This is a genomic window from Marvinbryantia sp. (assembly GCF_047017445.1).
Taxonomy (GTDB): Bacteria; Bacillota; Clostridia; order Lachnospirales; family Lachnospiraceae; genus Marvinbryantia.
On sequence record NZ_JBKXTT010000014.1, the window covers coordinates 77,293 to 90,377 of the forward strand.

The window sequence follows — 13,085 nt, forward strand, 5'->3', positions numbered from 1 at the left end:
CACTGAATAAAGCTTTTGTTAACTGAAAAATCGTCAAACCATCCCCTGATTTCTTTATCATATGCCAGCAGTATGCCGCCGGCAGGATAAGACCTTATAAAGCTCCCCAAAAAACAAAGAAGCCTTTAAACACCCGGCATTCGGCATTTAAAGGCTTTTCCTTATTCTACTTCTTCAAAAAAACAATTAATCTCCGGGATCTGATCCGGTATATCTCTTATCCACCCTCCCGTTTCTTAAAATGCTCAAAAGTGTGCATCATACACTCAACTTCGGAATTTTCTCTGACGCAAATGATTCGCAAAGTATCCAAAAGCCAGTGTGGTAAAGAAAAACTTCATTCCGGCATTCACATAATCCAAATAAACATTCATCTCCAAAGAAACCGCATTTATTTCCTTATCCAGTAATCCAAAACGAACTGCGTCCGCTACCGTCACACCGCCTTTATTACACAGATAACAAATTACCGCACTGTCCAGGGATACTTCCAGATAATTCAAAAATAACAGAATGAGAGAACGAATTATATTGGCAGACGGTTTCTGGATATCAGCCAGAAGAATTAATATGAGAAGATATGTGATCGTATCTGCCATGAAATATATTGTTAAATATTCCATTGCAGTTCTCTGTGTAACCGTACATTCCCAAATTCCCGGATACAGCAATACGAAACAGGGCCAGGCGATTTTCAGAATAGCAATAAACTCTACGATCATCCTTCTTCGCTGCCAATCATACTTTCCAAAAAAATCCTTCAGCATCGTTACCGGCAAAAAAAGACCTCTGATTGCCATCATAAAAAGCCGGAACATTTTTGCAACTGCAAAGTACCCTCTGTTCCGATCATACTTTATAATTTCCATCATATAACGCATATGCGCCATCAGGGAATTCTGGTATGTCACTTTCTTCTCTTTTTCAAAGCATCGTCTATATTTCTCCAGAATTTTTCCCGCGTAGCAGGAATTCTGATATTGTTCTTTCTTTGTATCATTATATACACAGAAAAAGACTTCCTCGATCGCTGCCATATTAAACAGCTCCGCATCCTTTATTTTCCAGTCGATCAAAGCATTCCCGACTGTAGAAACAGCTATTCTTATCGCCAGCTTCGATGGAAAACGATAATTTCCAGCTCCTATGATTGGAATTGCTACTGACTTGATATCCGGATGCTCTCTCAATGCTTTCACGATTTCCAGATAACATTTTTCCAGTGTTATCACACAGGAGCTTGAGCACAGACTTAGCTTCCTGTTTTTCTTCCCATCATATTCCACGCCAACAGCATGGATCACATAAGGGCAGAGACCTTCTCCCGAGGTCACTCTCACTTCGCCTCTTTTACACCGAAAAGACTGCTCATTTTTCAGGGACTCTCCATCTAATTGCGCGCGAATTATATCTTTAAAATTTTTTCCATCCTGACGTCCCCGATTAACCGCATCATGAATACTTTTGTCAACTCCCTGGTTGCTTCCCATTAAAGTAGGATTCGCAGCATTCACTACAGCGTCTATCTTTCGCCTTTTCACAAGCTCTATAATGTCCTCAGAACAGACAAACATCATATCAGAAATCTTCTTATCACGTGTGCTCATTTGCTTGTCCTTCTTTTGTAGTATTTTTATTATTGTAACAAATTTATTTTTTCCATGCCTACATTATATGGTATAAAAATACTGCAAAATTTCCCTGTTTTTCCTTTAACGCAGGCCAGAAACGGTGTGGATTCAGCTGATCGCTGAGCTTCCGCGTTAGTATGCCAACTTAATTATTGGCTAAAGATAGCCCTGAAAATCAACCGAATTGCTGATTTTCAGGGCTTCAAAGTATTCCTCAGTCTATCCCCATTGCTTCCGCTGTCATAGTCCTTCTGGTTAAGGACGTCCTAGATAATTTTCGCCAAATCCTTTGATACATCAACCGCATCGCCACTGCTCAGTTTCATATCGCTGACAGAAAGCCTGCTGTCCGGAAAACTTTTCTTCTGATGTTTTAAAATCCTTCTTTTCTGCGCAGCCTGCGGAATTCATTCCGCTTTTTTGCTGCTTCCCATTCCGCCCGGGCACTTTCCCCCTCTGTCAGAAGTCCCGGAACCGGTCGTGTTTTTCCTTCCTCATCCAGCGCCACCATCACAACATATGCCCGATTAATCATCGTTCTTGTCCCATCCAGCGCTTCCCGGTAAGTATCCACCCGCACCTCCATCGAAGTGTTTCCCACATAGGTGAGATGCCCCCGCACCACTACCGTATCATTCTCCGTTGCTCTTCTTCCATAACCACAGATCCCCCTTCTCCTCTCTCTTCACACAAACTGGAAATCTCTCCATACAGAAACGTTCTTAACAATCCCGGAATGCTATACTGCAGCTTAAGAAAAATTTCACGCTCTTTTCCCAGCCGCGCAGAGTCAAATGGACATGCAAGCATGTCCACCTGATAAGATATTTCGCTATGGCTAAAACAAACTGCTCCAACTACAACTTTTCGCTTTGATTCGGCACCTCTGCTGTATCATTTCAAACCATGGCATCAGTTCTTCTATACCTTTTGGCTCATTTTTGTAGTCCGGCATATAGCGCAGTACCATCTCCAGATATGCCGGAATTTCTTCCCTGATCCACCAGTATGCCTGAGGGATGATTATCTGCTTCCCTGCAGTCTCCGGAATTACTCCATAACTACCATACATTCTTTCTCCCAGAACGCTATACCATACCGGATGATTGTCTTCATCCCCTGGCGCTGCAAACCCACAGCATATTTCTTTTCCTCAATTTGCTTCAGAGCCTCCGCGCAGGCCGCTTCCATATCCCCATCATTTGCATACTTCAGTTCGATCACAATTCCTGTGCGCGCAGGTGTACTTACAGATATATCGCTGTATCCTTCCCCGGTCTCTGCGTTGGACTGGATCAACCAGTTCCCCTGGCTCCGCAGCAGTCCCAGTACCATGCCATGATAAAAGTTCTCCTTCATACTCGTCCGCACTGCTGTGTCCCTCACACTGATGGAATCCCACAGATAGTCATGCAGCATATCCTGAATAGTCGATACGTCTCCAGCGGGAAAAGCTGCGCAAAAACGATTGATTCTCGCAGAATCTGCAAGGGTCGTTTCTTTGAACCACTCCTGTATCTGCAATATAAAAACTTCCCGTACCTCTCGATTGGGGATCACCAGTTTATAAACGCCGTTTACCGCCCTGCCTGTCTGCGTCAGATAGCCTGTGGTAAAGAGGACGCTCCACAAATTTGCAATGCTGGCATCCAGTTCATTATAAGTCAGATCCAAACGAATCGCTTTTTCGATCGCCTCTCCCGCAATCAGGCGTTCGATCTCATTCTGCGTGGTTTTATCTGCCTTATCGATAAACCGTTTCACCAGATCATTCCCGCTGGTGTTGATCCAGAAAGCTTCCGGTTCTGCGTAAGGGTCTGCCAACAGCTTTTTCGTATACTTGATCACATCCCAGGGGCAGTAAATATTTGCGTTGCCAAAACGGTATCCATCATACCACTCTTTCACAATGCCAGCTCTTTCGTTCAAACCATAATCTTCCAAAAGTCTCTGCGCTTCTGAATCCGTAAACCCAAACTGCTCATCATGCTCGACATCAACGATCGAATTGACATCAAAATTATTCAACCCAGTGAAAATACTCTCTTTAGAAACACGCAGGCATCCCGTCAGGACGGCAAATTGTAAAAATTCATTGGTTTTCAACACCTGTCCGAACAATCCACGAATCAACAACACCATCTCGTTGTAATAGCCGTGCTGGAATGCCTTATCCAGCGGAACGTCATATTCATCAATCAGAAGGATCGCTTTTTTACCATAATGCCGACAGAGCAAGGAAGACAATACTTCCAGGCTGGATGTAAGCATCTCTTCATCCATGACATACTGCCCTTTATCCAGTGCCACCAATGCACTATATTTTTCTTTTTCATTCACAGACAGTCGGTCACTATTCAGCAAAAACCGGAATCGCTCTGCTTCGGTCCCCACCTTTTTTATCAGGCGTTTTCTCGCATCCTCAAACCGCAGTCCATCCACATCCTTCAGTGAGATAAAGATAACCGGGTATTTTCCCATATATTCTTCACACAGCGCCGTCTCCTGTGAGATTGCCAGGCCATCAAACAGTGTCTTGTCCGTCCCTATCTCGAAAAAGCATTTCAGCATACTCATGTTCAGCGTCTTTCCGAAACGTCGCGGACGGGTGAACAGGTTGACCTCACCCCAATTGTTCAGCAGATCGCGGATGAGTCCGGTTTTATCTATATAATAGAAATCTTCCCTGCGAAGTTTCCCAAAATCATCAATGCCAACAGGCAGCTTCTTTTTCTGCATATGACTCATCCTCCTTTCCCGGCTTGCGGTCCTTACTGCACCATTCCAGCTTTATTTTACCTCACTGACAGGTGAATAGCAAGCCACTCTCTATGACTTTTTTCGCTGTGACACCACTGCGTTATCAAAGGGAAAAGCCGCGCATGGCTGCTCTGCCAGATTGTGAAAAATGCGGATCACTGGACCGGGTGTGGTTCGCTATATACATTATCAACCCCGTGAATTGAATCATATACCCCATGAATATGAAGAACAGCCTCACTCTTTTTGTCAAGCATACAGAAAACTTTATCTGGTTCTTCATAAGAAAGCGTAGACAATCCGGTGGCGCACTCCAATAACCGGTCATAATTGGTAGTTGCAAATACATCTTGCGTAAGCAGGAGCTTTTTTAATGTATCGGACAAACATCACATTATATCAGAAAAATCCGTCCCCAGACATGCTCTGGCAAAGAATTGTCCAAACCCCCGTATCATTATTACGTATTCCTGGTACTCCACCGTATATTCGTTCTTCTTCAATATTTCTTTGTTCATTTCTACAAATTCATTTACCGTATTGCGTATCGCAGACTTTAATTCGGTATATCGTTCTTCAGCCGCATATTTTTTATTTTTAACTACGTCAATAATGCAGAGTCTTTTCAAATTTTCAAGAGAAATCTGTGTCTGCACAAGCGGATGGGTCTCTAAATCGGTAAACACGACATATTCACTAATCGGATATGACTGTCCTGTTTTCTTATTTTTGTATACCACATCCATGCACGGAATAACCACTTGCTTACAAAGCTCGCGAAATACCAGCGCATCATAAGGCGACATCTGGCGGATAATCTCAACATATGTCGGATGCACATTCCCGACCGTTTCCGAATTCATAGCTGTAGCCAGCAGATCAGCATACATTTCACGCAAAACCGGATCGTCCATACAATAAGCTATCGATTGCAGCGCCGGTACCGCTATATACGGCGGCGGCGTACTGATTTTTTCCGGCGAAACACCCCTGAGTTTTTCTTCTAACAGCTTTTTGGTTTCCTCCAGATTATACTCTCTTTGCAGCACCCATTTTTCAAGCGGGGTAAACGCAGCGTGAACAGCTTTCACGACCAGCGCCGCAGTGCTGTCAATTGCCTCAAATGTTTTCGTACTTTTAACTTCTTTCATTGCATCAGAAACTCCAAGACTTACCTCCAGTGATTTTTCCCCCATTGTCCAGTCCTCTTCTTTCTATTTCGTATTCTTCCATAATAAATAAAATTGTTTGTCAACACCGGTCAGCATCTGCTCTCCCTGTTTTACAGCATCAGACGGAAGGAAACGCTGTCTGTCAAAAGAATTTACCTTCCACGAAAAATAGATTTTCGCAACTTCCACCGCTAAAGACAATACTTTTTCTGCGACGGCATACTTCAGGCTCATCGCTTTCAGTTTACATTGCAATTTCTGATTTTTTATCAGTTCCTCCGTAAATAATGCTTTATATTTCTCTTTTGACATTTTATAAGAATAGGCGCATAGTTCCGTTATCTCCTGAATGAAATCTTTATCCGAAGGTATAACTTCTTTTGTCAGTGCAACCAGTTTCTGCAATTCTTCTGCGGCCGTTTCATATTTCCCTGCAAACATAAGACAATAGTCCCGGCTTAACAGCGCATCTATCTGTGCTCCATGTTCCCCAAGAGCTTTGGCCGTCACTGCCGCTTTGGCAAATACATTTGCGGCATCCTCATGCCGGGTCTGTTGTGCCAGTACCACCGCATGGTTATTCATAGACACATATTTTACAACCGGGTCATAACATTCCGGGCTCTGGCTCAGCACAAAAGCTTCACGTGACAGAATAAAGCTCCTGTCATATTCATTATTGATCAGATAAATCATTGCCATATCGTTCATTGCATGCAGCCTCTCAACCAGCAATCCTTTATCCAGACTTGCCCCATAATATGCCTTCTGGAAACTTCCCATGGCACTTTGGTAATCCTGGACATCCATCAGATAGATTCCCGAATCGATCAGCTCACGGATTCCCTTCTGAGAATAGTCCTGGATACGGTATGTGCGGATGATCGCATTCATTGCTTTCATCAGATCCACTTCGTTCTGATTAAACCGCCAGGCTTCAAAACCCACATGAACGATAAACTCATCCGGAGCAAGCTTTTCATTGTACTCACCATCCACCTGGGACAAAATAATTCCTTCCTGCTGCAGTCGGTTCTGCAGCAGTCCTACATGGGCATTTACAAGCCCGCCATAGCCCTGCGCAACCAGATCTTTATAGTTTTCCAAACCGGAAACCGCATCTATCTGAAATGGTTTTGCCCATGATTTTTCCTTTGCTGAATTCCATTTCTTTTTGAGAAATGCCATCGGCGTATACCTTATCATAACATTCTTTCCCAATTCTATATACACCAAATGCTTTTTCGGATCCCACATAGTAAATTATCGAACCTCCTTCCGGGTCCATCCCCTTTTGCTAATCCATTTTACACTTATCTTTCAAATAATACTCTGTATTTTCCCATACTCCGCATTCGTTCCCTCTCCAGTAAGGGAAAACATTTTCTCTGCCGATTAATCCTCCCATGGCTCCCTGTATGTATGCCTCTCTGTCCAAATATGCCTTGGATCTGCTTACACAGTATTGGTTTGAATGCGGCAGGTCTGCAGGCTGGCTAAAACCGCAACATTTTCACCAGGCAACGCGGATATTTTCCTTATAAATGTAACACATTTATTTTCCCCATGCCTACATTATATGGTATAAAAAGTAAACACACAATTTCAACTTTGCTCTTCTCATTTCACGGCGCCAAAAATTCTGACTCATCCTGTCAACTATAAATAGATGGATTACATTTAAACCTATTATGTTTACCATACCATAAAATTCTCCCTGTTGCAAGAAACCGTGTCAACAAGCATTACCAACAGCCTTTTACGTCCTTGCTCCATCACCTTTCATCCTTTCCAAAGTGCTGCACAGTACTTCCGGAAAAGGCAGACCCAGTTTAGAAATATTTTTAAGCAACGCAGTCCCTTCATGGGACAGATAAAAAAGAATAATCGTAACCGTGACCACATCTCCATTGCGGATCACATAAACATCAAGCAAACTGGTCAGAAATATCAAAATGAATATCGCAAGGCAAGATTCAAACACGGAGCAATTTGGGCTCCTGTTCCAGCTTCACCTGACTGCTCTATAAGTTCAACAGATTCCAGAAAAAACTTTTCCGCACGTTCCATATCTCCTGAGAAATAACAGCACTCTCCCAAATGACTCCTGACCTCTATTTCAATTCCAATATTTCCTTCATTCAACTCCAGGGATTTTAAAAATAACTGAATTGCCTTTTTAAAATCTTCTTTTTCTATATAACATTCACCCAGGCCTTGATAGACCGGCGCAAGCTTACCGCTCTCCTCAGTCAGGGCATCTATCCAGAGCACTCTGCTTGTTTCATAAGAATCAATCGCAGCGTCAAACTCTCCTTTTCTCAGCAATAGCCAGCACCTCTCTGTAATCTGCCTCTTCAATATTCACCATGGAAAACAAAATACACATCTGCCGGATGATTGTATTTTCCGTCTGTAGTCTCTCATGGTTTCCAGACACATCCTCCCCACTCAGCTTAAATCCCTTCTCAATCAGCCGGTCCAGTAAATTCCCAAGCTTCATTCCTTCCAATTGTGCAACTTTAGCGAGAAATTCTACCATAATAGTATGGCGGGAGGTCAGTTCTATAATTTCATCCAGACATTCATCATTCCGCCCCAATTTGTAAAAGTGATAAAATAACTGCCGGCATTCGCTTTTTTCTAATGTTCCAAGTTCATATACAGATAAAGCGGAAACTTCTTTGTAACGGCTTGTGACAAGTACACAGCAGGGTAAATCATTCAGTCTTTTTAAATATCTGTCTCCTTCCCGCTTCTCCACATTATCAATGATAAGCAACATTTTATCCCTGTGTTTTGCTGCCAGATTCTGGATATACATCCACGCCTGCTCTGTCTCATCCTGTAAATGAAATGCTGCCTTGCACGACTGGGCTAAATTCTGATGGATATATGGCACCCACGCGACATATCGTATGCCGCAGTCAACCGTTTTCCTGTTCATAATCCTATGTAACAGCTTTTTCACTAATTCTGTCTTCCCAAGTCCGCCTATGCCCGTCAACAAAATTGATCGTTTTTCCAGAAGGATCTGCTTTTCGAGTTTCTCCAGATCTTCAGTCCGATCTTTAAATGAGCAAACAGCATCTTCCGGTGATTCTGTAAGGTACACAGGATACGCAGATGGTTCTTCTGTATCATCTAAGTGCATAAAGTCAATATTTAAAAACACTTTCTGATCCGTCTTTCCGCTAAATCGATTCTTATAATCGGCACACACCAGCACAGCCGCAATAAACCGCGATGCTTCAAACGGAGCTGCGGACATTGGACAACTGGATAACACTCTTCAATCCCTTTCCTCGTCAGTTCGAAGCCTTTCTCCGTATGAAGCTTTTTTACCACATACTTTTGAATCGGCAGGCTGCCGCTGGTAAATTTACGGAAAGGTGCCGTGTCTTCGTCATCTTCACACCGTCGGCCTGCTATCTGATATACTCCCTGAAAAATATCTCTGTATAGTTCCTCTTTTTTTATACTGGTGTTACCCGCCAAAGGCTCATGCAAAATCTGAAATACCGTTTGGAAATTAAATTCGCTCATAAAGTCCACCTTATATAATGTCCTACCAAAATGCTATTAATGATTCCAGAGAAATTATGGATTACCTCAATCCGCTTTTTGCAGTAATTGCTTTATATGCTCCATCTGTTCTTCCTGCACATCAGAACAAAATCCATCCGGAAGAGTTGTCCCTGCAAGACTACAATTATCAAACCTGCATCCTGTAATATTCGCTCCGGCCAGGCTGGAAAACCTGAAATCTGCATTCTCAAAATTACAGTTTGTTAATCTGGCATTTGAAAAATCTGTGCTTACAAGCACCGTATCTGAAAAATTGCAGCTCAGGAATTTCGAATGGTTAAACATCCCATACCGTAAATCTGCCTTTTTCATATCATATAGATTAAAATTCGCATATCCCGCAACCGGAATACAGTAATCAGACGCTATTGTTACCGGCGTTCTAATAAAAACAGGTTTAAACAAAAATGGCAGACCTTCCATATCATTCATCTCAGACCCGGCATTAAAAAACCATTCCAGCCGCTTTTTCCCGCTTACAACATAGGGCTCATAAATATGCCTGTATATCTGCACAACGCATTTCAATACATTTACATTCTCCTGATACAGATTTCGTTTTCCATCATAGTGGTAATCATGGATTGCACCATTAACGAACATTTTTTCAAAAAAACAGCCCAGGAACTGATATTTCAATTCCTGTTGTATAAACTCCTCTTCTTCATGGGACACCATTTTATACAACGATCTATAATAGATAAATTCGGATACTTTATCATTCAAATCTGAACAGGCAAACAACTGGCTGAAACAATTAATAAACTGTTCAATGGTTTTATTACATTTCTCGTTATCTGTCATACAGGCCGGCTCAAAGGACTGATAAATCTTTTCAAGCTCGTAAAATATCTTTTCGCATAGAAAAAAGTCCCTTATATTATTATGGTAAAATTCAGCCACACCCCGTTCTCCGTCATTTTTCCAGTAATTGCAAAGTGCATAACACCGCCTGACAATCTGACCGGTCTGCCTTGATTCCAGATGCAATTTACGGATCACTTCTTCAATATCACTCTGTGTTACATAAAGCTGCTTATTCCCAGATACATACATTTTATATGCAATCTCAGCACTGACCTGATACAGAATATCCTTATAGCGGCTGATCGAATGTGTGTAGGATTCGCCGGAAAACAGTTTGTTATATTCCGTATTACTCAGTTCCATACGGAAAATCTGATGGTATAAAAGCCATGGATTTTCCCAGGCTTCATCTGTGATTTTCCCTGCCGCAAGCATATACAGAGCCAACGGAGTATCACAAATCCCATTGGAAGCATCCTCGTCAATCATAAGGATTCTTTCAAGCCGCGGATTCTCTTCCCTGTCACATACCTCTCGATACTGTTTAATCCATTCTGCTCTTTTAAATGTATCAAAATGTTTTAACAGGATATAAGCGATCCCCGTGCCAATTCCTTCTTCTTTCAATTTCGAAACACTTAAAAATTTAGGCCTTGTGGTTATGATAATATGCTGTTCTGAAAAGCCTCTGATGATTTCTCCCAGAATCTGCTCCGCAAAATCTGTCATGCCGTCTATCATACATAGTTCATCAAACCCATCCAACAAGAGGACGGCCTCTCCTATGGAATCTGCAAGTTCTTCACAGGACCGGAATCCTAATTCTTCAACGATATTCTTAACCGGTGCATCAATAAATCCCTGATTCATTGTCAGATTCCGTAAACGCACACACAGCATTTTCGATGTGCCGAATATCCCACTGCCAGTCTCCTGCCGGGCTCTTTCATTGCGGAACGCAAGATAAGAAAGCAAACTGCTTTTTCCCACACCGGCATCTCCCTCAATAATCATGACCCGATTCTTTCTATCCGCAGAAAACCCAACCAGGAATTCTTCAATATCACCCGGGTCATCCTCTGCTTTTATGGCACTGCGTGCCGCTATATCATAGTCTGGCTTAACATAAGTATCTTTCAAGGTGATAGCCCTTTTATTTTCTGATTTATGCAAAAAAGCACGCTGCCAAAACTCTTGACATACCCATAATAGTCCTGATTTTTCCCTGTGCAGTCTTTTCCTGACAGCATCCGGTATATCTCATCACACACAATGGAGGCATGAAGGCTCCGTAATTCCGCATCTTCTTTTACCAGATGGTCCATCTTGCAATAAATGAAATCAACTTCTTCCATGGTAAGCTTCCTGCCTTCATCCCTGCCGTGCAAGATCGGAGGAAATGCGTTCTCTCTTGGAAGAAACCCCTGTGCCAGCCACAAGGTATAATATTCAATATTTTTTTGCCAGATAAACAAACTGTCATCCTCGCATTGGTATTCTTTCTCATATAATTTTTGTACAGTTTCAATTACATTTATCACACGATCCTGTAATGTCTCTTCTGTAATATAATCAAATATACCCTGTATCCCATTGGTTATAAGACCAGCTACAATACTGCTGATATAACCGCCTAATTGTTCATTCATATTTTTCCCCTTTTCAGGATATCTTTCCATATATAATTTATAAAATCTGTCATATCCTTATTCCTTACATGATTTCTCTGTTTATAGGTAAATTATAATACACTCCGTATAAAATATCTATTATTAACGCAAAAATCGCATTCCTCATATTCCTGAAGGGATTTGCATAGGGTTTCCTTCCTACTTACTTTAAGTCTCCCAGGTTTAGTGCTGAAAGCAAACCAGCTTTAATCAGTCACAAAAGTCACGGCATAGAGCAATTCAATGAAATCTCCATCAGATTAATTAATGCTGCTCCTCTTTTTAATTTGACTGAATGTGGTATGGTTTGGTGCCAGATAAAATGCCGGACAACACCAAGTCTGCACCGATAAATGATATTAGTCAAAACTAACTCATGTGTATAAAAATACCCCCCGTGGCTCAGATATTCAGCTTTACACTATGTGTATCTGATTCACAGAGGGCTTCATCGTCTATCTGTTCTGGAGTCATCTCATCAAAATGTTTTTGCTGCCATTTTGTATAATCAAATTTCCCCCTTATTATGATAGAAATAAACTGTTCCGCTTCTGCAACGCCAAGTTTTTCCAATAGACAATTTATTCCCTTATTCATAATCTCTATTGTATTCAAACCCATACATTACACCTCCAATTCCCTGATAAAGTCTAACGGATTCATCATCTTCAACTTATCAGTTCGGTACTTTTACAGTCTGCGGTCTGTAAATTCTGTTATGGCATTTTTTCTCATCTCATACGGTCAGTTAAAACAACAATTATCCAAATAAACTCTCATCTGAGCAAACCGCCTCATTTTCCACAGAAGCGAAGGCACTTACTAACCCACCGGCAAATCCGCACGCCGAACTTCATGCTTACATCTTTTTATTATAATTCTACCATCGAATTTTACGTATTTAAAGTAGTCAAGAAAATTTTTCAGAAAATTCGCAAACAAGACTGTAGAAATTCAAGCCACGTTCCCGTCACATTAATATGATATCCACAGGTGGCTTATCTTTACCACATCCACTGTTTTTAACCAAGTTTATTTTCTAAATCTGCGTTCTCCTTTTTTCGCAATCTGTGATGGTTTCAAATTCTCCACTGTACTGTTTATTGGTAAGCGCTTACGAAAGAACTGGGCTCTCTGGATCTTTTGATCCTGGATGAGTGGGGTTATGTCCCGGTAGACCGGGAAGGCGCCCAGCTGTTGTTCCGCGTGATCGCGGACAGTTATGAGCAAAAAAGTCTGATACTGACAACGAACATTGAATTCTCCAAATGGGGAAGCGTCTTCACGGATGACCAGATGACCGCAGCGATGATAGACCGCCTTGTACACCATGAGCATTTATTCCTGTTCGAAGGAACCAGTTATCGAATGGAACATGCCCTCATGGGCAGTAATCCAAAGGAGGCATCCCAACAGGATATGGCATAAAATGCTTCACGCTGAAACTGGGGAATTCC

The 13,085-nt window shown here is 41.9% G+C and carries 13 protein-coding genes; 1 reads left to right on the forward strand and 12 read right to left on the reverse strand.

Features of this window, described 5'->3' with window-relative positions; all coding sequences use genetic code 11:
• Positions 1-266: 266 nt before the first annotated feature.
• The 12 genes from ACLU9Q_RS15175 to ACLU9Q_RS15230 all read right to left on the reverse strand — a co-directional run bounded on the left by ACLU9Q_RS15175 (position 267) and on the right by ACLU9Q_RS15230 (position 12,249).
• Positions 267-1,607 (reverse strand): macro domain-containing protein, encoded by a 1,341-nt coding sequence (locus ACLU9Q_RS15175; RefSeq protein WP_302226268.1) that lies wholly within the window; start codon positions 1,605-1,607, stop codon positions 267-269.
• 397 nt (positions 1,608-2,004) lie between these two features.
• Complete coding sequence (locus ACLU9Q_RS15180; protein WP_302591586.1) at positions 2,005-2,298, reverse strand: acyl-CoA thioesterase; 294 nt, start codon at positions 2,296-2,298, stop codon at positions 2,005-2,007.
• Between the two features lie 383 nt (positions 2,299-2,681).
• A complete protein-coding gene (locus tag ACLU9Q_RS15185) occupies positions 2,682-4,370 on the reverse strand; it encodes an AAA family ATPase (RefSeq protein WP_412625569.1) in 1,689 nt (562 codons plus the stop codon).
• Between the two features lie 410 nt (positions 4,371-4,780).
• Positions 4,781-5,587, reverse strand: coding sequence for a DUF4393 domain-containing protein (locus ACLU9Q_RS15190; protein ID WP_412625571.1), 807 nt, complete (start codon positions 5,585-5,587; stop codon positions 4,781-4,783).
• A gap of 18 nt (positions 5,588-5,605) precedes the next feature.
• Positions 5,606-6,820 (reverse strand): hypothetical protein, encoded by a 1,215-nt coding sequence (locus ACLU9Q_RS15195; RefSeq protein WP_412625572.1) that lies wholly within the window; start codon positions 6,818-6,820, stop codon positions 5,606-5,608.
• A 502-nt stretch (positions 6,821-7,322) separates the two neighbouring features.
• Entirely contained in the window at positions 7,323-7,547 is a 225-nt protein-coding gene (locus ACLU9Q_RS15200; RefSeq protein WP_412625574.1) for a phage holin family protein, read from the reverse strand.
• On the reverse strand, positions 7,514-7,891 hold the full coding sequence (locus ACLU9Q_RS15205) for a tetratricopeptide repeat protein (protein ID WP_412625575.1): 378 nt from the start codon (positions 7,889-7,891) through the stop codon (positions 7,514-7,516). The genes ACLU9Q_RS15200 and ACLU9Q_RS15205 overlap by 34 nt, the downstream gene beginning before the upstream one ends.
• Positions 7,869-8,738 carry an NB-ARC domain-containing protein gene (locus ACLU9Q_RS15210; protein ID WP_412625577.1) on the reverse strand — a complete coding sequence of 290 codons (870 nt, stop codon included), beginning with the start codon at positions 8,736-8,738 and terminating at the stop codon, positions 7,869-7,871. The genes ACLU9Q_RS15205 and ACLU9Q_RS15210 overlap by 23 nt, the downstream gene beginning before the upstream one ends.
• A complete protein-coding gene (locus ACLU9Q_RS15215; protein WP_412625578.1) occupies positions 8,729-9,109 on the reverse strand; it encodes a hypothetical protein in 381 nt (126 codons plus the stop codon). The genes ACLU9Q_RS15210 and ACLU9Q_RS15215 overlap by 10 nt, the downstream gene beginning before the upstream one ends.
• Before the next feature lie 66 nt (positions 9,110-9,175).
• On the reverse strand, positions 9,176-10,972 hold the full coding sequence (locus ACLU9Q_RS15220) for a pentapeptide repeat-containing protein (RefSeq protein ID WP_412625580.1): 1,797 nt from the start codon (positions 10,970-10,972) through the stop codon (positions 9,176-9,178).
• Between the two features lie 122 nt (positions 10,973-11,094).
• Entirely contained in the window at positions 11,095-11,607 is a 513-nt protein-coding gene (locus ACLU9Q_RS15225; RefSeq protein WP_412625582.1) for a hypothetical protein, read from the reverse strand.
• Between the two features lie 423 nt (positions 11,608-12,030).
• The gene (locus tag ACLU9Q_RS15230; protein WP_412625583.1) at positions 12,031-12,249 is read right to left on the reverse strand and encodes a hypothetical protein; all 219 of its coding nucleotides are present in this window, start codon (positions 12,247-12,249) and stop codon (positions 12,031-12,033) included.
• Positions 12,250-12,762: 513 nt separating this feature from the next.
• Here ACLU9Q_RS15230 and ACLU9Q_RS15235 point away from each other — a divergent pair.
• Positions 12,763-13,056: an ATP-binding protein gene (locus tag ACLU9Q_RS15235; protein WP_412625601.1), complete on the forward strand. Its 294-nt coding sequence runs from the start codon at positions 12,763-12,765 to the stop codon at positions 13,054-13,056.
• Positions 13,057-13,085: the final 29 nt, after the last annotated feature.

What these genes read in the sequence shown, in the direction of transcription:
- ACLU9Q_RS15175 (WP_302226268.1), bottom strand. Translation starts at nt 1,607, where the DNA reads ATGAGCACACGTGATAAGAAGATTTCTGATATGATGTTTGTCTGTTCT.
- ACLU9Q_RS15185 (WP_412625569.1), bottom strand. Translation starts at nt 4,370, where the DNA reads ATGCAGAAAAAGAAGCTGCCTGTTGGCATTGATGATTTTGGGAAACTT.
- ACLU9Q_RS15190 (WP_412625571.1), bottom strand. Translation starts at nt 5,587, where the DNA reads ATGGGGGAAAAATCACTGGAGGTAAGTCTTGGAGTTTCTGATGCAATG.
- ACLU9Q_RS15195 (WP_412625572.1), bottom strand. Translation starts at nt 6,820, where the DNA reads ATGTGGGATCCGAAAAAGCATTTGGTGTATATAGAATTGGGAAAGAAT.
- ACLU9Q_RS15215 (WP_412625578.1), bottom strand. Translation starts at nt 9,109, where the DNA reads ATGAGCGAATTTAATTTCCAAACGGTATTTCAGATTTTGCATGAGCCT.
- ACLU9Q_RS15220 (WP_412625580.1), bottom strand. Translation starts at nt 10,972, where the DNA reads ATGATTATTGAGGGAGATGCCGGTGTGGGAAAAAGCAGTTTGCTTTCT.
- ACLU9Q_RS15225 (WP_412625582.1), bottom strand. Translation starts at nt 11,607, where the DNA reads ATGAATGAACAATTAGGCGGTTATATCAGCAGTATTGTAGCTGGTCTT.
- ACLU9Q_RS15230 (WP_412625583.1), bottom strand. Translation starts at nt 12,249, where the DNA reads ATGGGTTTGAATACAATAGAGATTATGAATAAGGGAATAAATTGTCTA.